Raw genomic sequence first — 21,320 nt, 5'->3', positions numbered from 1 at the left:
CTACTTTTAATGATTATATACTACTGTTAGTACCTAGTCATAAAAATGGATGGTGCGGTATGAAAAAAAGAAGAAGTAAAAAAGAAAGACAAGAATTATTACAACAAACGATAGAAACGAATCCTTTTATTACGGATGAAGATTTAGCAGAAAAATTTCAAGTGAGTATACAAACCGTACGTCTTGATCGTATGGAATTGTCTATTCCTGAATTAAGAGAAAGAATTAAACATGTAGCTACAAAGCAACATGAAGAAGATGTGAAATCTTTACCGTTAGAAGAGGTTGTCGGAGAAATTATTGATATAGAATTAGATAGACATGCAATTTCTATCTTTGAAGTGAAGGTAGAACACGTATTTAAAAGGAATCAAATTGCCCGTGGGCATCATTTGTTTGCACAAGCAAACTCACTAGCTGTTGCAGTTATTGATGAAGAATTAGCTTTAACTGCAAAGTCTACCATTCGATACATTCGTCCTGTAAAATTAGGAGAGCGTGTTGTTGCAAAAGCGCGCGTGGAAGATGTAGAGAATGATAAAGGGCGGACGGTTGTCAAAGTGCGTAGCTTTGTTGGAGAAGAACTTGTTTTCACAGGCACTTTTGAAATGTATCGATCTAGTAATTATAGTGAGGAAGGTAACAACTTATGAAAATCGCAATAGATGCAATGGGCGGCGACCATGCTCCAAAGGCTGTCGTACTAGGAGCAATGAAAGCTATTAAGGAATATTCTGATTTACATATTACGTTAGTGGGGAAAGAAGAGGAAATTCGTCAATACTTAACGAGTGAAGAACGAATTACTATACTTCATACAGATGAAAAAATCGAATCGACAGATGAACCAGTAAGAGCGGTTCGTCGAAAAAAACAAGCTTCAATGGTACTTGCGGCGCAGCAAGTGAAAGACGGTGTAGCGGATGCTTGTATATCAGCTGGTAGTACAGGAGCTTTAATGGCGGCTGGATTGTTTGTTGTAGGTCGTATGGAGGGAATTGAGCGTCCAGCTTTATCCCCTACAATGCCAACTGTTGATGGAGAAGGTTTTGTTATGTTAGATGTTGGAGCGAACGTTGATGCAAAACCAATTCATTTATATCAATATGCAGTAATGGGATCTGTATATGCTGAGAAAGTAAGAGGAATTAAAAATCCTCGCGTTGGACTTTTAAACGTTGGAACAGAAGATGGTAAAGGTAACGAGCTTTCAAAACAAGTCTTTGCAATGCTTAAAGATGCCCCAATTAATTTCGTTGGGAACGTTGAATCAAGAGATTTATTGCAAGGTGTAGCAGATGTTGTTGTATGTGATGGTTTTACAGGGAATGTAGCACTGAAATCATTAGAAGGAACAGCACTTGCATTATTCTCTATGTTAAAAGAACAGTTAATGAGTTCGTTTACGAGCAAATTAGCAGCAGCGGTATTAAAGCCAAAACTTATGGTATTAAAAGATAAAATGGATTATTCGGAGTATGGAGGAGCGGCATTATTTGGATTGAAGGCTCCTGTCATTAAGGCTCACGGTTCTTCCAATGACCAATCGATATTTAGTGCGATTCGTCAGACGAGAGAAATGGTAGCGAAAGAAGTTATTCCTACTATTTCAAGCGTAATGGAGAAAGAGCCACTCCAATAAGAGGAGGATTTGAAATGGGAAAACTAGCATTTCTTTTTCCGGGCCAAGGTTCACAGGCAGTTGGAATGGGTAAACAGTTAGCAGAGAATAATAAAGAGGTTGCAAATGTATTTGCAAAAGCAGATGAGGTGTTGCAAGACTCACTTTCAGAAGTGATTTTTGAAGGGCCGCAGGAAAAGCTTACGTTAACAACAAATGCGCAACCTGCTTTATTAACAACGAGTTTTGCTATTTTGACAGCTTTAAAAGAGTATGATATTACACCAGACTTTGTCGCAGGGCATAGTTTAGGTGAGTATAGCGCCCTTGTAGCAGCAGGTGCATTAACTTTTGAGGATGCAGTATATGCTGTAAGGAAACGTGGGGAATATATGGAAGAAGCTGTTCCTAGCGGAGAAGGTGCAATGGCGGCTATTTTAGGTGCTGACCCACATATGCTGAAACAAGTTACAGAAGAAGTAACAAGTGAAGGATATGCAGTACAAATTGCTAATATGAATAGTACGAAGCAAATTGTGATTTCTGGAACAAAGCAAGGAGTCGAGATTGCTTCTCAAAGAGCGAAAGAAAATGGTGCAAAGAGAGCAATTCCGCTTAAAGTAAGTGGACCGTTCCACTCTGCGCTTATGAAGCCAGCGGCGGAGAAATTCCAAAGTGTCTTAAATGAAATTACAATTCAAGATACGAATATTCCGGTAATCGCAAATGTAACAGCAGACGTTATTACAAGTGGTGCGCATATTCAAGAAAAGCTAATCGAACAGCTCTATTCGCCTGTCTTATGGTACCCATCCATTGAATATATGGTGAGTCAAGGGGTAGATACATTTATTGAGATTGGACCTGGGAAAGTACTTGCTGGACTTATGAAGTCAATTGATTCATCAGTGAGAGCATACGCGATATACGATGAAGAGACATTACAAGATACCATTTCGAATTTGAGAGGAGAAAACTGATGTTAAAAGGGAAAGTAGCATTAGTAACGGGTGCTTCACGTGGAATTGGTCGTGCAATTGCGATTGATTTAGCAAAACAAGGGGCAAATGTTGTAGTAAATTATGCTGGTAACGAGCAAAAGGCAAATGAAGTAGTTGATGAAATAAAGAAATTAGGTTCGGATGCAATTGCAGTAAGAGCAGATGTTGCAAATGCTGAAGACGTTACAACTATGGTGAAACAAACTGTAGATGCATTTGGACAAGTTGATATTCTTGTGAATAATGCAGGGGTAACAAAAGATAATTTATTAATGCGTATGAAAGAAGAAGAATGGGATACAGTTATTAATACAAACCTAAAAGGTGTATTCTTATGTACAAAGGCAGTATCTCGATATATGATGCGTCAACGTCATGGACGTATTGTAAATATCGCTTCTGTTGTCGGAGTAACGGGAAACCCAGGCCAAGCAAACTATGTTGCTGCTAAAGCGGGTGTAATTGGATTAACAAAAACATCAGCAAAAGAGTTAGCGAGCCGTAATATTACTGTAAATGCAATTGCTCCTGGATTTATTGCGACAGATATGACAGACGTATTAGATGAAAATATAAAAGCTGAAATGTTAAAATTAATTCCTGCAGCTCAGTTTGGTGAGGCACAAGATATCGCGAATGCTGTAACGTTTTTTGCTTCTGATCAAAGCAAATATATTACAGGTCAAACGTTAAATGTTGATGGCGGTATGGTAATGTAATAAAAGAATCGATTTCAGCTAGTTTTTTTGGACAATATTTAATATAATATTTGAGGGGAGGTGAATGGAATGGCAGATGTTTTAGAGCGTGTAACAAAAATCATCGTTGATCGTTTAGGAGTAGAAGAAACAGAAGTAGTACCAGCTGCGAGCTTCAAGGAAGATTTAGGAGCAGACTCCCTAGATGTAGTAGAACTTGTAATGCAATTAGAAGACGAATTCGAAATGGAAATTTCTGATGAAGATGCTGAAAAGATTGCTACTGTTGGCGATGCTGTGACTTACATAGAGAGTCATCTATAATGCTTGAATGAAGTCCCGTTTTTTAGCGGGGCTTCTCGGCTTATATCTGGAGGGACCTATGCCGTACCGTAAATATAGAGAAAAAAAATACGAAACAAAATATCGTGAAGCGTTTAAAGTATTTCAAGAAAAGATAGGTATTACGTTTACAGATGAAAAATTATTGATTCAAGCATTTACGCATTCATCGTATGTGAATGAGCATCGAAAAAAACCGCATGAAGACAATGAGCGTCTCGAATTCCTTGGAGATGCAGTATTGGAACTTACTGTATCGCAGTATCTGTTTCAAAAATATCCGACAATGAGCGAAGGAGAGTTAACAAAACTACGTGCAGCTATTGTATGTGAACCATCTCTTGTTCGTTTTGCAAATGAGTTGTCATTTGGTAGCCTTGTTTTATTAGGAAAAGGTGAGGAAATGACAGGTGGACGTGAACGACCAGCTTTATTAGCGGATGTCTTTGAAGCGTTTATTGGTGCCCTTTATCTTGATCAAGGGCTAGAAACAGTATGGGGCTTCTTAAAAGAAATTGTATACCCTAAAATTAATGAAGGTGCTTTTTCTCATGTGATGGATTATAAGAGTCAATTACAAGAGTTGATTCAGCGTGATGGTAGTGGCAATATTGAGTATCAAATTTTGCAAGAAAAAGGCCCAGCCCACAATCGAGAATTTGTGTCACGTGTTACGTTAAATAACGTGGCTTTAGGACTTGGTAGTGGCAAGTCGAAAAAAGAAGCAGAGCAACAAGCTGCTGCAGAAGCGTTGAAAAAGTTAAAAGAACAACTATAAGGAATCCCCCTTTGAATGAGGGGGATTCCTTGTGCATAGAATGAAACTTTCCTTTCGTTTGTAAATGTAAGGAAATGAAATCCGTATAATCGTTTGTTTTTGTATAAACAACATTTATAGCAACGGAGAATAGGAGGAAGGCCTTTCGTGTTTTTAAAAAGATTAGAAATAGCAGGATTTAAGTCTTTTGCTGAGCGTGTATCTGTTGATTTCGTCCCAGGTGTAACGTCTGTAGTAGGACCTAATGGAAGCGGGAAAAGTAATATTACTGATGCCATTCGCTGGGTACTTGGTGAACAATCGGCAAAATCATTACGTGGTGCAAAGATGGAAGATATTATTTTTGCAGGCAGTGATACGAGAAGAGCAGTTAATGTTGCTGAAGTAACGATAACTTTAAATAATGAGGATCAACGTTTACCGATTGAATATAATGAGGTATGTGTAACGCGTCGTGTGTCTCGTTCTGGTGATAGTGATTTTTATATTAATAAACAATCATGTAGATTGAAAGATATTATCGATTTATTTATGGACTCTGGTATGGGAAGAGAAGCTTTTTCGATTATTAGCCAGGGGAAAGTTGAAGAGATTTTAAGTAGTAAATCAGAAGAACGCCGTGGTGTATTTGAAGAAGCAGCAGGAGTGCTGAAATACAAACTTCGTAAAAAGAAAGCTGAAGGAAAATTAGCAGATACACAAGAAAACTTAAATCGTGTACAAGATATAATTCACGAATTAAGTAGTCAAGTAGAACCATTAGAAAGACAAGCTTCTATTGCGAAAGATTATCTCGAGAAAAAAGAAGAGTTAGAGAAAGTAGAAGCGGCGCTTATTGTACATGAAATTGAAGAATTGCATGAGAAATGGGAAGCGCTTCGAAATCAGTTTGGGCATAATAAAAACGAAGAAGCTAAAATGTCAACGCATTTACAAAAAGGTGAAGAAGAGCTAGAGGAATTACGAGGCCAATTACAAGCAGTAGATGAGTCTGTAGATTCCCTGCAAGAAGTACTGTTACTTTCTAGTAAAGAGCTAGAAAAGTTAGAAGGACAGCGTGAGCTATTAAAAGAGAGAAAGCAAAATGCAACGACGCATTGTGCACAACTCGAACAGTTAATTGTTGAATTAACAGAGAAAGCTACAAGTTATGATGGTGAAATTGAATCGAGTACAGAAGTATTGATGCAATTTGTAAATCATGTAAAAGAGTTGGAGACGAAATTGCATGATAATGAGCAATTACTTGCAACGTTTGCTGACAATTTAGAGGAACAAATTGAGAATTTAAAAGGTGACTATATTGAACTTTTAAATCAACAAGCTAGTCATCGTAATGAGTTATCTATGATTGAAGAACAATCTAAACAACAAAACTCAAAAAATGAACGCCTTGATGAAGAAAATGCGAAATATGTAGAAATGCGTATGGAAATTACAGCGAAAAAGACAAAACTTGTGGAAAGTTATGAACAAGCAAAAGAAAAAGTAGCTGGAATTCTTTCGAATATACAAAAGACAGAAGCGGCACTTGGGAAATGCAAGGCGCAGTATAGTGAAAACGAAACAAAACTGTATCAAGCGTATCAATTTGTACAACAGGCACGATCTCGAAAAGAAATGCTAGAAGAGATGCAAGAGGACTACTCTGGTTTCTATCAAGGGGTACGTGAAGTATTAAAAGCTAGAGAAAATAGGTTGCAAGGTATTGAGGGTGCTGTTGCAGAACTGCTAACGGTACCGAAAGAATATGAAATTGCAATGGAAATTGCTCTAGGTGCAGCGATGCAGCATATAGTTGTACAAAAAGAAGAACATGCTCGTAATGCAATTGCATTTTTAAAACAAAATAAACATGGACGAGCAACGTTTTTACCGCAAGCTGTTATTAAAGGTAGATCGTTATCATTTGAGCAATTACGTATTGTAAATCAGCACCCATCGTTTGTAGGTGTGGCAGCAGAACTCGTGCAATATAACAATAAATATGAAAATGTAGTTTCAAATTTATTAGGTACTGTTATTGTTGCAAAAGATTTACGCGGAGCGAATGAGTTGGCGAAACAATTGCAATACCGTTATCGCATTGTAACAATCGAAGGCGATGTAGTAAACCCTGGCGGTTCTATGACGGGTGGAGCGGTAAAACAGGCGAAATCATCTTTATTAGGACGTCAACGTGAACTAGAAGAGTGGACGAGTAAGTTAACTGATATGGAAGAGAAAACAACGAAGTTAGAAAACTTTGTTAAAGCAGTCAAACAAGAGATTCAAGAAAAAGAAGTGCAAATACGCGAACTAAGGCAAAGTGTAGAAGCAGAGCGTGTAGATGAACAGAAATTAAGAGAAGAAATTAGTCGCTTAGAATTAGAAGAACATCGTATTAATGATCGTTTATCTATTTACGATTTAGAGATTGAAGGGTTCTTGCAAGACCAAGTGAAAATGCAAGGCCGTAAAGAAGAGTTAGAAAAGATTTTGGCGACTCTTCAGGCAGAGATTACGGAATTAGATAGCAAAATCACAGCTTTAACAAAACAAAAAAGTGAGCAACATTCTTCGAAAGAAAAAGTTCAAAAAGAAATGACTGAGTTAAAAGTGTTAGCAGCTGAAAAGCAACAACGCTTATCTAATCAAAAAGAAAAAGTAGAACGATTGACGAAGGAAAAAGAAGAAACCGATGCAACGCTTGTTAAAACGAAAGAGGATTTAGCATTCTTAAAACAAGAAATGACATCGAATTCAAGTGGTGAAGAACAAATTACGAATATGATTGAGAAAAAAGCATATGATCGTAATCAAACTTCAGAGTTAATTCGCTCTCGTCGTGAGCAACGTATATCGTTACAAGAGAGAGTAGAACAGTTAGAGCGTAACCTGAAAGAAACAACAGGTAAACATAAATACATTCTTGAGATGTTGAAAGACCAAGAGGTAAAAATAAACCGACTCGATGTAGAGTTAGAAAATAGATTACAACATTTACGTGAAACATATACGATTTCATTTGAAGCGGCAAAACTGAAGTATACAATGGTGATGCCTGCTGAGGATGCACGTAAAAAGGTGAAACTAATTAAACTCTCCATTGAAGAGCTAGGCACAGTAAACTTAGGAGCAATTGATGAGTATGAACGTGTGGCAGAGCGTCATACATTCTTACTAGAGCAAAAAGATGATCTAGAAGAAGCAAAAACGACATTGCACCAACTTATTACTGAAATGGATGAAGAAATGAAAAAACGCTTTTCTACTACGTTTGAAGGAATTCGAATGGAGTTTCAATCGGTGTTCTCTGAATTATTTGGAGGCGGTAGAGCGGATTTAGTGATGACGAATCCAGAGGACTTATTAAATACTGGTATTGATATCGTAGCGCAACCGCCAGGGAAGAAACTGCAAAACTTAGGTTTACTTTCAGGTGGAGAGCGTGCTTTAACGGCAATTGCGCTGCTATTTGGTATTTTAAAAGTGCGCCCAGTCCCATTCTGTGTATTAGATGAGGTAGAGGCTGCTCTTGATGAGGCAAACGTTGCCCGTTTTGCTCAGTATTTAAAGAAATTTAGTGATGAGACACAGTTTATTGTAATTACACATAGAAAAGGTACAATGGAAGAGTCTGATGTATTGTACGGTGTAACAATGCAAGAGTCAGGGGTATCTAAACTTGTTTCGGTTCGTTTAGATGATGGAGAAGAACTAGTTGCAAGCAAATAGGAAGGATGGGACAGTATGAGCTTTTTTAAAAAACTAAAAGAAAAAATTTCAAAACAAACAGATACGGTAACAGAGAAGTTTAAACAAGGATTAGAAAAAACGAGAAATTCGTTTGCAGATAAAGTAAATGATTTAGTCTTTCGTTACCGTAAAGTAGATGAAGATTTCTTCGAAGAATTAGAAGAAATTTTAATCGGTGCAGATGTTGGCGTTTCGACAGTGATGGAATTAATCGACCAGCTGAAAGAAGAAGTGCAACGCCGTAATATTCAAGATCCAAAAGAAGTACAAGCTGTTATTTCGGAAAAATTAATAGAAATTTATAAAGGTGACAGCGATTTTACTAATGAAATTAATGTGCAAAAGGATGGCTTGACAGTTGTTTTATTTGTTGGTGTGAATGGTGTAGGTAAAACGACAACAATTGGTAAGATGGCTCATAAGTTTAAATCAGAAGGTAAGTCTGTCTTATTAGCAGCAGGAGATACATTCCGTGCTGGAGCGATTGAACAATTAGAAGTATGGGGCGATCGCGTTGGGGTAGAAGTGATTAAACAAGGATCAGGGTCTGATCCAGCAGCAGTTATGTATGACGCTGTACAAGCTGCAAAAGCACGTAAAGTAGATGTATTACTATGTGATACAGCAGGACGTTTACAAAATAAAGTAAACTTAATGAAAGAGTTAGAGAAGGTAAAGCGTGTAATTGAGCGTGAAGTACCAGGAGCTCCTCATGAAGTATTACTTGTTATTGATGCAACAACAGGACAAAACGGTTTAAGTCAAGCGAAAACATTCCGTGAAGCAACGAATGTGACTGGTATTGTTTTAACGAAGTTAGATGGAACTGCTAAAGGTGGTATTGTATTAGCAATTCGTAACGAAATGGATGTACCGGTGAAATTCGTTGGATTAGGAGAGCAAATGGATGATCTGCAACAGTTCGATCCAGAACAATATGTATATGGTTTATTTGCGAACTTAGTAGAAACAGAAGAAGTATAAGTGAAAGAAGCGGTATTTTCCGCTTCTTTTTCTATAAAAATATGCGATGTTAAGAAAAAAACTTGACACTCTTTTGTACTCCATGTAAACTAATTCATGTAAAGGGAAATCACTTAACAAAGGATGATCCAACATGCTCGAAAAAACAACGAGAATGAACTATTTATTTGATTTTTATCAATCGTTGTTAACGCAAAAACAAAGAAGTTATATGTCGCTTTATTATCTAGATGATTTATCTCTTGGTGAAATTGCGGAAGAATTTGATGTAAGTCGCCAAGCCGTGTATGATAACATTAAACGGACTGAAGCGATGCTTGAAGAATATGAAGAAAAATTAGTATTACTTCAAAAGTTTCAAGAGCGACAGCGACTTGTTGCAAAGCTAAAACAGCTAATCAGCGAAGAAGAGCATGTGAATGAAGAAATGAAACAAGTTGTTGAAGCTATCGAAAAATTAGATTAGGAGGGCGGCAATATGGCATTTGAAGGATTAGCCGACCGACTTCAACAGACGATGCAAAAAATCCGCGGCAAAGGAAAAGTTTCTGAAGCCGATGTGAAAGAAATGATGAGAGAAGTTCGTCTAGCTCTTTTAGAAGCGGACGTTAACTTTAAAGTAGTAAAAGATTTTGTAAAGCGTGTATCTGAACGTGCTGTCGGACAAGATGTAATGAAAAGTTTGACACCTGGACAACAAGTAATTAAAGTTGTACAGGAAGAACTTACAGAACTTATGGGCGGAGAGCAAAGCAAAATTGCTGTTGCTAATAAGCCACCGACTGTTATTATGATGGTTGGTCTGCAAGGTGCAGGTAAAACAACGACGACAGGTAAGCTTGCGAATTTGCTTCGTAAAAAGCATAATCGTAAACCAATGCTTGTTGCGGCGGATATTTACCGTCCTGCAGCGATTAAACAGCTTGAAACATTAGGGAAGCAATTGGACATGCCTGTATTCTCTTTAGGAGATCAAGTAAGTCCTGTTGAAATTGCGAAACAAGCGATTGCAAAAGCGAAAGAAGATCATCATGATTATGTTTTAATTGATACAGCAGGTCGCCTGCATATTGATGAAGAACTAATGGATGAATTAGCGAAAGTGAAAGAAGTTGCGAAACCGGATGAAATTTTCCTTGTTGTCGATGCGATGACAGGACAAGACGCGGTTAATGTTGCACAAAGTTTCCATGAACAGTTAGGTTTAACAGGGGTTGTATTAACGAAGCTGGATGGTGATACGCGCGGTGGTGCGGCATTGTCTATTAAAGCTGTTACAAATACGCCAATTAAATTTGCTGGTATGGGTGAAAAACTAGATGCACTTGAAGCGTTCCATCCAGAACGTATGGCATCCCGTATTTTAGGGATGGGAGACGTCTTAACATTAATTGAAAAAGCGCAAGCTACAGTTGATGAAGAGAAAGCAAAAGAACTTGAGCAAAAAATGCGTACGCTTTCGTTTACACTTGACGATTTCCTAGAACAACTTGGACAAGTGCGTCAACTTGGCCCACTTGATGAATTGTTAGGAATGCTTCCTGGTGCAAATAAAATTAAAGGGCTGAAAAATGCACAAGTTGATGAAAAACAAATTGGGCATATTGAGGCAATTATTCGTTCTATGACTAAATTAGAGCGAGAACAACCGGAAATAATCAATGCTAGTCGCAAAAAACGCATTGCCAAAGGTAGCGGTACAACGGTACAAGAAATCAATCGTTTAATCAAGCAATTTGATGATATGAAAAAGATGATGAAAACGATGACTGGAATGCAAAAAGGTAAGAAAAAAGGACTAGGTGGATTGAAGTTTCCATTCATGTAAGGAAAAAAGATGGCTCTGTTAAGAAAAAATACTTTACAAAGCAATAGTCTTTTTGCTAATATAATTATCTGTGTGAAATAAATTCGGAGGTGCTTTATAAATGGCAGTTAAAATTCGTTTAAAACGTATGGGAGCTAAAAAAACTCCTTTCTATCGTGTAGTTGTTGCAGATTCTCGTTCTCCTCGTGACGGACGTTTCATTGAGGAAATCGGTACTTACAATCCGGTTGCTCAACCAGCTGAAGTTAAGATCAACGAAGAAGCAGCATTAAAATGGTTAGGAAATGGTGCTAAACCATCTGATACAGTTCGTAACTTATTCTCTAACCAAGGTATCATGGAGAAATTCCACTTATCTAAACAAGGTAAGTAATTGAGGCAATGACTATGAAGAAGTTAGTCGAGACGATTGTCAAGCCTCTTGTCGATCATCCTGAAGATGTAAAAGTTACACAGGAACTTTACAACGGAGAGATAAAGTATCGATTAACTGTACATCCTGAGGATGTTGGAAAAGTCATTGGAAAACAAGGGAAAGTTGCGAAAGCAATTCGAATGCTCTTGTATTCAGTGGGACATCACAATAGTGAAAAAGTAACACTGGAAATTCAATAAACGTAAAAAGGGCGAGGAGTTATTTCCTCTCCCTTTTTTAACATTTAAAGAGAAGTTGCATGTTCCATACGTGAAATGGGGATGCTTAATTTATATAGAAACCAGGGGTGACATACTGTTTATGACAAAATGGTTTAACGTAGGGAAAATTGTAAATACTCATGGCGTAAAAGGAGAAATTCGCGTGGTTTCTCGTACTGATTTTCCAGAAGAGCGATATAAAGTAGGGAATACGTTATACATATCGAATGAAAAAGGTGGAGAGCCTTTCCCAGTAAAGATTACTTCTCATCGTCAACATAAAACATTTGATTTATTGACATTCGAAGGATACGGGAATGTAAATGAAGTAGAACAGTTTAAAGGTTCTCTTTTAAAAGTGCCTGAAGATCAATTAGGCGAACTAGCTGAAGGTGAATACTACTATCATGAAATTATTGGTTGCAACGTTGTAACGGAAGAAGGAGAAGCGTTAGGGACAATAAAAGAAGTTTTATCTCCTGGTGCAAATGATGTTTGGGTAATTAAACGTCCAAAAGGTCAAGATCTGTTAATTCCTTATATTGATGATGTTGTACTTCAAGTTAACATTGAGAATAAATTAGTAACCATTCATGTAATGGAAGGGCTACTATAATGAAAATTGACATTTTAACTTTGTTTCCAGATATGTTTACAGGTGTGTTTGGATCTTCAATTTTAAAGAAAGCACAAGAAAAAGAAGCGGTAGAGCTTCGTGTTGTCAATTTCCGCGATTATACAACGAGTAAGCATAATAGTGTGGATGATTATCCGTATGGTGGCGGCGCTGGGATGGTATTAACTCCTCAGCCTATTTTTGATGCTGTAGAAGATTTAACGAAAGAGACAGAGCGTAAGCCGCGAGTTGTCTTAATGTGTCCGCAAGGTGAAAGGTTTACTCAGAAGAAAGCGGAAGAGCTTGCAGAGGAAGAACATTTAATCTTTGTATGTGGGCATTATGAAGGATATGACGAACGAATTCGTGAACATCTCGTAACAGATGAGATTTCTATCGGCGACTACGTATTAACGGGTGGAGAGTTAGCCTCTATGGTTATAACTGATAGTGTCGTACGTCTCCTTCCAGGAGTACTAGGAAATCATGCTTCACAAGTCGAGGATTCGTTTAGTACAGGTTTATTAGAGCACCCTCATTATACACGTCCAGCTGATTTTCGTGGTATGAAAGTGCCAGATGTATTAATGTCGGGAAATCATAAAAATATTGATGAATGGCGACATAAAGAATCGTTGCGTCGTACGTACACGCGTAGACCGGATTTACTAGAAGAACGAGAATTGTCTAAGCAAGAAAAGAAATGGCTAGAACAGATTAAAGAAGGCAAATAAGGGCTTGATATATTTTCTATTGCAACAGCCCTAGCAATATGCTATTATAACACTTGTGCTACTGAAATCAGTGGCCGTATTAACGATGTTCCGCTGTAATTTATTTAGACTTTATAAGAGCATCTGTTTAAAGGAGAGAATTTAATATGCAACAATTAATCGCAGAAATTACAAAAGGCCAATTAAAAACTGACCTTCCTTCATTCCGTCCTGGAGACACTTTACGTGTACACGTAAAAGTAGTTGAGGGAACTCGTGAAAGAATTCAGCTTTTCGAAGGTGTTGTAATTAAACGTCGTGGTGGCGGAATCAGTGAAACATTCACAGTTCGTAAGATTTCTTACGGTGTAGGTGTAGAGCGTACATTCCCAGTTCACACGCCAAGAATCGCGAAAATCGAAGTACTTCGCCGTGGTAAAGTACGTCGTGCTAAGTTATACTACTTACGTAACCTTCGCGGTAAAAAAGCACGTATTAAAGAAATTCGATAAGACATGTATGGGAGCTTGTAAATGCACAAGCTCCCTTTTTCCAATCTATATAAAATTTTGATATAATACGATCAGCTTACATAATCGTGGAGGGGAAAAGCATGAAGAAAGAAAAGAGTTCACTTTGGGAATGGATCAAGGCAATTTTGATAGCTGTTGTATTAGCAGGTGTTATTAGACAGTTTTTCTTTGCGCCAATTCTCGTAGATGGAGTATCGATGGCGTCTACATTACATGATCGCGATCGAATGATAGTTAATAAAATTGGTTATCACATAGGAAATCCGAAACGATTTGATATTATTGTATTCCGAGCAACGGAAGATAAAGATTATATTAAGCGTATTATCGGCCTACCAGGCGATGAAATAGAGTATCGTAATGATAAACTATATGTTAACGGAAAGGCTTATGAGGAGCCGTATTTAGACAAGCAGAAAAAACAAATTGCTGACGGACCGCTTACATATGATTTCACTCTTGAAGAAATGACAGGGAAGAAAACTGTTCCAGAAGGTCAATTATTTGTTTTAGGCGATAATCGTCGTTTTAGTAAAGATAGCCGTTCGATTGGTACAATTTCAATGGACCAAGTGATTGGAAAGGCAAATATACTATATTGGCCGTTAAAAGATGCTCGTATTGTGAAATAAAAGAAAAAGAAGGTGGCAACATGGTAATTCAATGGTTCCCGGGACATATGGCAAAGGCTAGACGCCAAGTAACAGAAAAATTAAAGTTAATTGATGTTGTAATTGAGCTTGTAGATGCTCGATTACCTTTATCTTCTCGAAATCCGATGATCGATGAGATTATTACACATAAACCAAGGCTTGTTGTTTTAAATAAAGCGGATATGGCAGACGATCGTTTAACAAAGCAATGGATCGCATATTTTAAAGAAAAAGGCCATATGGCAATTTCAATTAACGCACAGGCTGGACAAGGTATGAAGGAAATTGCGGCGGCTTGTAAAGTGTTAGTGAAAGAAAAATTTGATAAAATGGTTGCAAAAGGTATTAGACCGAGAGCGATTCGTGCATTAATTGTAGGGATACCGAATGTTGGTAAATCTACGTTGATTAATAAGTTAGCGAAGAAAAATATTGCTAAAACAGGGGATCGTCCTGGTGTGACAACAGCTCAGCAATGGATTAAAGTTGGGAAAGAAATGGAGCTGTTAGATACGCCGGGTATTTTATGGCCTAAATTTGAAGACCAATTAGTTGGGTTACGTCTAGCTACGACTGGTGCAATTAAAGATTCTATTTTAAATCTACAAGACGTAGCTGTTTATGCGCTACGTTTTATGGAGAAACATTACCCAGAGCGATTAAAAGAGCGCTATAATTTAAATGACATTCCAGAAGACATCGTGGAGTTATTTGATGCGATTGGAAAAAATAGAGGCTGTTTAATGGGCGGCGGAATGATTGATTATGATAAAACATCTGAACTTGTACTTCGGGAGCTTCGTGGTGGCAAACTTGGAAAAATGACGTTTGAAACACCGGAAGAGTTTGCGGAGCAGACAGAAGATGCAGAAAAAGTAGAAGAAGTATAAGACGTGCGTTTGTACGTCTTTTCTTTTTTTGTATATAAAAGGAGTGGCATGAATGCAAAAAGTGACTATTCAAGAGGCGGAACATTTACTACAAGAAATTAGGAGTGAAGAGGACGACCGCTTTCAAATATTAATAAAAGATGAACGTAAAGGAGTACAAAAACTCATCTCGAAGTGGTATAAACAAAAAGAGTTAGCACAAAAGGAAAAAGAAAAATTTCTAGAAATGTCTAAGTATGAAAATGCGTTACGTGAAAAAGGTCTCACATATATCGCAGGTATAGATGAAGTAGGTCGTGGACCGCTAGCTGGGCCAGTTGTGACGGCAGCTGTTGTTCTTCCGGAAGGCTTTTATATTCCAGGATTAAACGATTCGAAAAAGCTGAGTGAGGCGAAGCGAGAACGTTTTTATGATGAAATTAAAGCGCAAGCAATTGCAATTGGAGTTGGAATTGTATCACCGCAAGTTATTGATGAAATAAATATTTATCAAGCGACGAAACAAGCGATGTTAGATGCTGTTGCGAATTTATCTTGTACACCACAATATTTATTAATTGATGCGATGAAACTCCCTACACCAATTCCGCAAACATCTATTATTAAAGGTGATGCAAAAAGTATTTCTATTTCAGCTGCATCCATTATTGCGAAAGTAACGAGAGATCGTATGATGAAAGAGCTTGGAGAAAAGTATCCTGCATATGGATTTGAACAACATATGGGATATGGCACAAAACAACATTTAGAAGCGATTGAAGCGCATGGCATATTAGAAGAACATCGAAAATCGTTTGCGCCAATTAAAGATATGATTCAAAAATAAGCTGCGAAAACGCAGCTTATTTTGTATTTTGACATATAAACATTACTATTTTCCAAAAAGAATAAAGCGATTTCAGTTTTCTGACACTTTATTGTAGACAGCGTGCCAATCATCTTATACAATGGCAATGTAATGTTTTTTAAACATTAAAAAACTTTTCGAGTAAAACAGGAAAACAGGGGAGGATGGGACCATGAATATCCATGAGTACCAAGGTAAGGCAGTCCTTAGAAGCTATGGGGTTAGCGTTCCGAACGGGAAGGTTGCATTTACAGTAGAAGAAGCTGTAGAAGCGGCGAAAGAATTAGGAACGGATGTATGTGTAGTGAAAGCACAAATTCACGCTGGTGGACGCGGCAAAGCTGGCGGAGTAAAAGTTGCAAAAAATTTAGATGAAGTTCGTACATATGCAGAGAGCATTTTAGGAACTACACTTGTGACACATCAAACAGGTCCTGAAGGTAAGGAAGTAAAACGCTTACTTATCGAAGAAGGTTGCGATATTAAAAAAGAATATTATGTAGGTCTTGTTTTAGACCGTGCAACTTCTCAAGTTGTTTTAATGGCGTCTGAAGAAGGCGGAACAGAAATTGAAGAAGTAGCAGAAAAAACACCTGAAAAAATCTTTAAAGAATATATTGATCCAGCAGTAGGCTTACAAGGCTTCCAAGCACGCCGAATTGCATTTAACATCAATATTCCAAAAGAGCTTGTAGGACAAGCTGTGAAGTTTATGATGGGCTTATACCGTGCGTTTATCGAAAAAGATTGCTCTATCGCGGAGATTAACCCACTTGTTACAACAGGTGACGGTAAAGTTATGGCATTAGATGCGAAACTAAACTTTGATTCTAATGCTTTATATCGCCATAAAGACATTTTAGAACTTCGTGACCTTGATGAAGAAGATGCAAAAGAAATCGAAGCTTCTAAATATGACTTAAACTACATTCCTTTAGATGGAAATATCGGTTGTATGGTTAATGGTGCAGGTTTAGCGATGGCTACTATGGATATCATTAAACATTACCATGGCGATCCAGCTAACTTCTTAGATGTTGGTGGCGGTGCGACAGCTGAAAAAGTTACAGAAGCATTCAAAATTATCCTTTCTGACAAAAATGTAAAAGGTATCTTCGTTAATATTTTTGGTGGCATTATGAAGTGTGATGTTATTGCAGAAGGTGTTATTGAAGCAACGAAACAAGTAGGTCTTGAATTACCTTTAGTTGTACGTCTTGAAGGTACAAACGTAGAGTTAGGTAAGAAAATTTTAAATGAGTCTGGCTTAAATATTGTTGCAGCAGAATCTATGGCAGACGGTGCACAAAAAATTGTTTCACTAGTGGGCTAATAGAAAGCGGGGGAGAAAAATGAGCGTATTAGTTAATAAAGATACAAAAGTTATTGTTCAAGGTATTACAGGTTCTCAAGGGTTATTCCACACAAAACAAATGATTGAATACGGTACGAAAATTGTCGGTGGTGTAACGCCAGGTAAAGGTGGCACTGATATTGAAGGTGTACCAGTATTTGATACTGTAGAAGATGCAGTGAAAGCAACAGGCGCAAACGCTTCAGTTGTATACGTTCCACCCGCTTTTGCGGCTGATGCAATTATGGAAGCAGTTGATGCAGAAATTGATTTAGTAGTATGTATTACTGAAGGAATTCCTGTATTAGATATGGTAAATGTAAAGAGATATATGGCTGGTAAACATACACGTTTACTTGGACCGAACTGCCCAGGTGTTATCACACCTGATGAATGTAAAATCGGTATTATGCCAGGATACATTCATAAAAAAGGTCATGTAGGTATCGTATCTCGTTCTGGTACATTAACGTATGAGGCTGTACATCAGTTAACACAAGAAGGTATTGGTCAATCTACGGCTGTAGGTATCGGCGGAGACCCTGTTAACGGTACAGACTTTATTGATGCGTTAAAAGCATTTAATGAAGATGAAGAAACACATGCTGTAATTATGATTGGTGAAATCGGTGGTACAGCGGAAGAAGAGGCAGCTGAATGGGTGAAAGCTAATATGACAAAACCTGTTGTAGGCTTCATTGGCGGCCAAACAGCGCCTGCTGGTAAGCGTATGGGTCATGCTGGTGCAATCATTTCTGGCGGCAAAGGAACTGCTGCAGAAAAGATTAAAACGATGGAAGCTTGTGGTATTAAAGTAGCAGAAACTCCAGCAGTTATGGGTGAAACGCTAATCTCTGTCTTAAAAGAAAAAGGTCTATTTGAGACTTGTAAAAACTACTAATCTGTTGAAAGGCACCTTCTTGCTTGAAGGTGTCTTTTTACCAACTTCTTGTTTACATAATAAAAATTATGGGTAAGGAGAATTGAGATGAAAAGAGAACGGTTATTACATCTACATTACTTGTTAGCAGACCATTGGAAGGCGATAGAGAGGCTATTACATGTCGATCCAGAATTAAAGGAAATATACAATTTTAATACAAAACAAATTGAATGTTACACTGGAATATCCTCGAAAAAATCTTCAGAATTAGTAAATTTTCTTCAAAGTTCAAATCTCCCACAATATATATCTTATTTAGAGAAAAATCGATTCTTTTATATGACAATATGGGATGAAGATTATCCAAAATTATTACGTGAAATACAAGACCCTCCCTTTGTATTATATGGAAAAGGAGAGAAGGATTTCCTCAATAAAGCGAACAAATTAGCGGTTGTTGGAACGAGAGAACCGACTTTATATGGATATGAAAGTTTGAAATTTATTTTACATCCATTATTAGAAAAGGAATGGCTTATTGTCAGTGGATTTGCAAGAGGGATAGATACGTTGTCTCATGAAATTACAGTAAGACAGCATTGCCCGACAATTGCGATACTAGGACATGGATTATCGTATATATATCCAAGAGAAAATCAATATTTATATGAAGTGTGGAATGAATATATATTGTTATTAACAGAGTATCCTCCGCACTATGCACCGAAAAAATGGTATTTTCCAAAAAGGAATCGGATTATTAGTGGCATAAGTAAAGGTGTTTTAGTTGTAGAAGCGAAATCGAGAAGTGGAACACTTATTACCGCAGACCTTGCTCTAGAGCAAAATAGAGAGGTATTTGCACTTCCTGGACCTATATTTATAGATAGTGCATCAGGAACAAATCATCTCATTCAACAAGGAGCGAAACTAGTAAGAAATGCAGAAGATATACTGGAAGAGATTTTAAATTAACCTTATATTTTTATGTTTTTATTAAACAATTATTGACAAATGGTAGATAGGCACTGTATGGTATATTCATTCTTGATTGACAAAAACAAGAGAAATCAATAAGATTAATGAAGACTTGAATCCACCTCTTAAGGAGGCACTAGCATGTCAGATTACCTCGTAATCGTGGAGTCGCCTTCTAAGGCGAAGACCATTGAGAAATATTTAGGGAAAAAATACAAAGTTGTCGCGTCTATGGGACATGTTCGCGATTTACCTAAAAGCCAAATGGGGATAGAAGTAAAGAACAACTTCACCCCGAAGTATATTACCATTCGTGGTAAAGGTCCCGTCTTAAAAGACTTAAAATCAGCAGCAAAAAAAGCAAAGAAAGTCTATCTTGCGGCCGATCCAGACCGCGAAGGGGAAGCTATTGCTTGGCATTTAGCTAATACGTTAAATGTGGACGTTGAATCAGATTGCCGAGTTGTGTTTAATGAGATTACAAAAGATGCAATAAAGGAATCATTCAAACATCCTCGTGCGATTAACATGGATTTAGTAGATGCACAACAAGCAAGACGTATACTAGATCGTCTTGTTGGTTACAATATTAGTCCTTTATTATGGAAGAAAGTAAAAAAAGGACTAAGTGCAGGACGCGTACAATCTGTAGCAGTTCGTTTAATTATCGAACGTGAAAGAGAAATTCAAAGTTTCGAGCCTGAAGAATTCTGGACAATTAAGACAGAATTTGTGAAAGGGAAAGACACATTTGAAGCAAGCTTTTACGGTGTAGATGGTGAAAAAGTTCAATTAACGAATGAAACACAAGTGAATGAAATAATTGAACGGCTGAAAGATAATGCGTTCTCAGTTGAAAATGTAACGAGAAAAGAGCGAAAACGTAATCCTGCATTACCATTTACAACATCTTCCTTGCAACAAGAGGCAGCGCGTAAGTTAAACATGCGAGCAAAGAAAACGATGATGCTTGCGCAGCAATTGTATGAAGGAATCGATCTTGGAAAACAAGGAACTGTAGGTCTTATTACGTATATGAGAACTGATTCAACACGTATCTCAGAAACAGCTCAAACAGAGGCGCGTACTTACATTACTGAGGCGTTTGGTACGGAATACATAGGAACAGAAAAGAAGAAAGAAACGAAGAAGTCGAACGCACAAGATGCGCATGAGGCAATTCGTCCTACTTCGGTAATGAGAAAGCCAGAGGAACTAAAGAGTTTCTTAAGTCGTGATCAACTTCGATTGTATAAATTGATTTGGGAGCGATTTGTTGCAAGTCAAATGGCGTCTGCTATAATGGATACTGTGACAGCGAGACTCATTAATAATAATGTTCAGTTCCGTGCAAGTGGATCGGTTGTAAAGTTCCCAGGATTTATGAAAGTGTATGTAGAGTCGAAAGATGATGGGGCTGAAGAAAAGGATAAGATGTTGCCACCTTTAGAAGTAGGGGAAACCGTATTTTCGAAGGATTTAGAACCGAAGCAACACTTTACACAACCTCCGCCGCGCTATACAGAGGCTCGTCTAGTAAGAACACTTGAAGAGCTTGGAATTGGAAGACCGTCGACTTACGTACCGACACTTGAAACGATTCAAAAACGTGGATATGTAGGTTTGGATAATAAACGCTTCGTTCCAACTGAACTAGGTGAAATAGTAATTGAACTTATTTTAGAGTTTTTCCCAGAAATTATTAACATTGAATTTACTGCTAACATGGAGCAAAGCCTCGATGAAGTAGAAGAAGGAAATGCGAATTGGGTAAAAATTGTTGATGATTTCTACGTAGGATTTGAACCGCGTTTAGAAAAAGCGGAAAAAGAAATGCGTGAAGTGGAAATTAAAGATGAACCAGCTGGGGAAGATTGTGAATTATGTAATCACCCAATGGTCTTTAAAATGGGTAAATACGGGAAATTTATGGCTTGCTCGAATTTCCCAGATTGTCGTAATACAAAACCGATTGTGAAAGAAATCGGTGTTACTTGTCCGAAATGTGATAAAGGTCAAATTATTGAACGTCGTAGTAATAAAAAGAAACGTCTTTTCTATGGGTGCGGTACGTATCCAGAGTGTGACTTTGTATCTTGGGATAAGCCGATTGGCCGTAAATGTCCGAAGTGTGAAGGTATGCTAGTAGAGAAGAAGTTGAAAAAAGGCGTACAAGTACAATGTATTTCGTGTGATTATGAAGAAGAACAACAAATGTGAGCGTAAC

General features: G+C 37.6%; 22 protein-coding genes. All 22 read left to right on the top strand.

Annotation, left to right across the window (positions count from 1 at the left end; genetic code table 11):
• Positions 1-59 precede the first annotated feature (59 nt).
• Positions 60-653 (top strand): transcription factor FapR, encoded by a 594-nt coding sequence (fapR, locus tag MR079_RS00910; RefSeq protein ID WP_000747352.1) that lies wholly within the window; start codon positions 60-62, stop codon positions 651-653.
• Entirely contained in the window at positions 650-1,642 is a 993-nt protein-coding gene (gene plsX / locus MR079_RS00905; protein ID WP_000684108.1) for a phosphate acyltransferase PlsX, read from the top strand. The genes fapR and plsX overlap by 4 nt, the downstream gene beginning before the upstream one ends.
• Positions 1,643-1,656: 14 nt before the next feature.
• Positions 1,657-2,601: an ACP S-malonyltransferase gene (gene fabD / locus MR079_RS00900; protein ID WP_242293311.1), complete on the top strand. Its 945-nt coding sequence runs from the start codon at positions 1,657-1,659 to the stop codon at positions 2,599-2,601.
• Positions 2,601-3,341, top strand: coding sequence for a 3-oxoacyl-[acyl-carrier-protein] reductase (gene fabG, locus MR079_RS00895; protein ID WP_016718306.1), 741 nt, complete (start codon positions 2,601-2,603; stop codon positions 3,339-3,341). The genes fabD and fabG overlap by 1 nt, the downstream gene beginning before the upstream one ends.
• A 69-nt stretch (positions 3,342-3,410) precedes the next feature.
• Positions 3,411-3,644: an acyl carrier protein gene (acpP, locus tag MR079_RS00890; protein ID WP_000786062.1), complete on the top strand. Its 234-nt coding sequence runs from the start codon at positions 3,411-3,413 to the stop codon at positions 3,642-3,644.
• Between the two features lie 58 nt (positions 3,645-3,702).
• On the top strand, positions 3,703-4,440 hold the full coding sequence (rncS, locus tag MR079_RS00885) for a ribonuclease III (RefSeq protein ID WP_001146876.1): 738 nt from the start codon (positions 3,703-3,705) through the stop codon (positions 4,438-4,440).
• Positions 4,441-4,587: 147 nt separating this feature from the next.
• Positions 4,588-8,157: a chromosome segregation protein SMC gene (smc, locus tag MR079_RS00880; RefSeq protein WP_016718305.1), complete on the top strand. Its 3,570-nt coding sequence runs from the start codon at positions 4,588-4,590 to the stop codon at positions 8,155-8,157.
• 15 nt (positions 8,158-8,172) lie between these two features.
• Complete coding sequence (gene ftsY, locus MR079_RS00875; RefSeq protein ID WP_000007647.1) at positions 8,173-9,162, top strand: signal recognition particle-docking protein FtsY; 990 nt, start codon at positions 8,173-8,175, stop codon at positions 9,160-9,162.
• Positions 9,163-9,295: 133 nt separating this feature from the next.
• Positions 9,296-9,628: a putative DNA-binding protein gene (locus MR079_RS00870; RefSeq protein WP_000891062.1), complete on the top strand. Its 333-nt coding sequence runs from the start codon at positions 9,296-9,298 to the stop codon at positions 9,626-9,628.
• Positions 9,629-9,640: 12 nt separating this feature from the next.
• Positions 9,641-10,990, top strand: a complete 1,350-nt coding sequence (gene ffh, locus MR079_RS00865; protein ID WP_000863461.1) for a signal recognition particle protein — start codon at positions 9,641-9,643, stop codon at positions 10,988-10,990.
• 100 nt (positions 10,991-11,090) lie between these two features.
• Complete coding sequence (gene rpsP, locus MR079_RS00860) at positions 11,091-11,363, top strand: 30S ribosomal protein S16 (RefSeq protein WP_000268750.1); 273 nt, start codon at positions 11,091-11,093, stop codon at positions 11,361-11,363.
• A gap of 14 nt (positions 11,364-11,377) precedes the next feature.
• A complete protein-coding gene (locus tag MR079_RS00855; protein WP_000737398.1) occupies positions 11,378-11,605 on the top strand; it encodes a KH domain-containing protein in 228 nt (75 codons plus the stop codon).
• A gap of 121 nt (positions 11,606-11,726) precedes the next feature.
• Positions 11,727-12,242 carry a ribosome maturation factor RimM gene (gene rimM, locus MR079_RS00850; RefSeq protein ID WP_000170268.1) on the top strand — a complete coding sequence of 172 codons (516 nt, stop codon included), beginning with the start codon at positions 11,727-11,729 and terminating at the stop codon, positions 12,240-12,242.
• On the top strand, positions 12,242-12,976 hold the full coding sequence (trmD, locus tag MR079_RS00845) for a tRNA (guanosine(37)-N1)-methyltransferase TrmD (RefSeq protein ID WP_000686892.1): 735 nt from the start codon (positions 12,242-12,244) through the stop codon (positions 12,974-12,976). The genes rimM and trmD overlap by 1 nt, the downstream gene beginning before the upstream one ends.
• 146 nt (positions 12,977-13,122) lie before the next feature.
• The gene (rplS, locus tag MR079_RS00840) at positions 13,123-13,467 is read left to right on the top strand and encodes a 50S ribosomal protein L19 (protein ID WP_001186516.1); all 345 of its coding nucleotides are present in this window, start codon (positions 13,123-13,125) and stop codon (positions 13,465-13,467) included.
• A gap of 101 nt (positions 13,468-13,568) precedes the next feature.
• The gene (gene lepB, locus MR079_RS00835) at positions 13,569-14,120 is read left to right on the top strand and encodes a signal peptidase I (protein ID WP_098977589.1); all 552 of its coding nucleotides are present in this window, start codon (positions 13,569-13,571) and stop codon (positions 14,118-14,120) included.
• Positions 14,121-14,140: 20 nt separating this feature from the next.
• The gene (ylqF, locus tag MR079_RS00830) at positions 14,141-15,031 is read left to right on the top strand and encodes a ribosome biogenesis GTPase YlqF (RefSeq protein WP_000236700.1); all 891 of its coding nucleotides are present in this window, start codon (positions 14,141-14,143) and stop codon (positions 15,029-15,031) included.
• A gap of 52 nt (positions 15,032-15,083) precedes the next feature.
• Complete coding sequence (rnhB, locus tag MR079_RS00825) at positions 15,084-15,857, top strand: ribonuclease HII (RefSeq protein ID WP_087954496.1); 774 nt, start codon at positions 15,084-15,086, stop codon at positions 15,855-15,857.
• A gap of 193 nt (positions 15,858-16,050) precedes the next feature.
• A complete protein-coding gene (gene sucC / locus MR079_RS00820) occupies positions 16,051-17,211 on the top strand; it encodes an ADP-forming succinate--CoA ligase subunit beta (protein WP_001020785.1) in 1,161 nt (386 codons plus the stop codon).
• Between the two features lie 19 nt (positions 17,212-17,230).
• Positions 17,231-18,133 (top strand): succinate--CoA ligase subunit alpha, encoded by a 903-nt coding sequence (gene sucD / locus MR079_RS00815; protein WP_000115178.1) that lies wholly within the window; start codon positions 17,231-17,233, stop codon positions 18,131-18,133.
• Positions 18,134-18,220: 87 nt separating this feature from the next.
• A complete protein-coding gene (gene dprA / locus MR079_RS00810) occupies positions 18,221-19,090 on the top strand; it encodes a DNA-processing protein DprA (RefSeq protein WP_242293310.1) in 870 nt (289 codons plus the stop codon).
• A 144-nt stretch (positions 19,091-19,234) separates the two neighbouring features.
• Entirely contained in the window at positions 19,235-21,313 is a 2,079-nt protein-coding gene (gene topA / locus MR079_RS00805) for a type I DNA topoisomerase (RefSeq protein ID WP_046198501.1), read from the top strand.
• Positions 21,314-21,320 lie beyond the last annotated feature (7 nt).

It is taken from the genome of Bacillus cereus group sp. BfR-BA-01381 (assembly GCF_022663555.1).
GTDB classification, from domain to species: domain Bacteria; phylum Bacillota; class Bacilli; order Bacillales; family Bacillaceae_G; genus Bacillus_A; species Bacillus_A pacificus.
This window is presented reverse-complemented; position numbering and strand designations above follow the sequence as displayed.

What these genes read in the sequence shown, in the direction of transcription:
- fapR (WP_000747352.1), top strand. Translation starts at nt 60, where the DNA reads ATGAAAAAAAGAAGAAGTAAAAAAGAAAGACAAGAATTATTACAACAA.
- plsX (WP_000684108.1), top strand. Translation starts at nt 650, where the DNA reads ATGAAAATCGCAATAGATGCAATGGGCGGCGACCATGCTCCAAAGGCT.
- fabD (WP_242293311.1), top strand. Translation starts at nt 1,657, where the DNA reads ATGGGAAAACTAGCATTTCTTTTTCCGGGCCAAGGTTCACAGGCAGTT.
- fabG (WP_016718306.1), top strand. Translation starts at nt 2,601, where the DNA reads ATGTTAAAAGGGAAAGTAGCATTAGTAACGGGTGCTTCACGTGGAATT.
- acpP (WP_000786062.1), top strand. Translation starts at nt 3,411, where the DNA reads ATGGCAGATGTTTTAGAGCGTGTAACAAAAATCATCGTTGATCGTTTA.
- rncS (WP_001146876.1), top strand. Translation starts at nt 3,703, where the DNA reads ATGCCGTACCGTAAATATAGAGAAAAAAAATACGAAACAAAATATCGT.
- ftsY (WP_000007647.1), top strand. Translation starts at nt 8,173, where the DNA reads ATGAGCTTTTTTAAAAAACTAAAAGAAAAAATTTCAAAACAAACAGAT.
- MR079_RS00870 (WP_000891062.1), top strand. Translation starts at nt 9,296, where the DNA reads ATGCTCGAAAAAACAACGAGAATGAACTATTTATTTGATTTTTATCAA.
- ffh (WP_000863461.1), top strand. Translation starts at nt 9,641, where the DNA reads ATGGCATTTGAAGGATTAGCCGACCGACTTCAACAGACGATGCAAAAA.
- rpsP (WP_000268750.1), top strand. Translation starts at nt 11,091, where the DNA reads ATGGCAGTTAAAATTCGTTTAAAACGTATGGGAGCTAAAAAAACTCCT.
- MR079_RS00855 (WP_000737398.1), top strand. Translation starts at nt 11,378, where the DNA reads ATGAAGAAGTTAGTCGAGACGATTGTCAAGCCTCTTGTCGATCATCCT.
- rimM (WP_000170268.1), top strand. Translation starts at nt 11,727, where the DNA reads ATGACAAAATGGTTTAACGTAGGGAAAATTGTAAATACTCATGGCGTA.
- trmD (WP_000686892.1), top strand. Translation starts at nt 12,242, where the DNA reads ATGAAAATTGACATTTTAACTTTGTTTCCAGATATGTTTACAGGTGTG.
- rplS (WP_001186516.1), top strand. Translation starts at nt 13,123, where the DNA reads ATGCAACAATTAATCGCAGAAATTACAAAAGGCCAATTAAAAACTGAC.
- lepB (WP_098977589.1), top strand. Translation starts at nt 13,569, where the DNA reads ATGAAGAAAGAAAAGAGTTCACTTTGGGAATGGATCAAGGCAATTTTG.
- ylqF (WP_000236700.1), top strand. Translation starts at nt 14,141, where the DNA reads ATGGTAATTCAATGGTTCCCGGGACATATGGCAAAGGCTAGACGCCAA.
- rnhB (WP_087954496.1), top strand. Translation starts at nt 15,084, where the DNA reads ATGCAAAAAGTGACTATTCAAGAGGCGGAACATTTACTACAAGAAATT.
- sucC (WP_001020785.1), top strand. Translation starts at nt 16,051, where the DNA reads ATGAATATCCATGAGTACCAAGGTAAGGCAGTCCTTAGAAGCTATGGG.
- sucD (WP_000115178.1), top strand. Translation starts at nt 17,231, where the DNA reads ATGAGCGTATTAGTTAATAAAGATACAAAAGTTATTGTTCAAGGTATT.
- dprA (WP_242293310.1), top strand. Translation starts at nt 18,221, where the DNA reads ATGAAAAGAGAACGGTTATTACATCTACATTACTTGTTAGCAGACCAT.
- topA (WP_046198501.1), top strand. Translation starts at nt 19,235, where the DNA reads ATGTCAGATTACCTCGTAATCGTGGAGTCGCCTTCTAAGGCGAAGACC.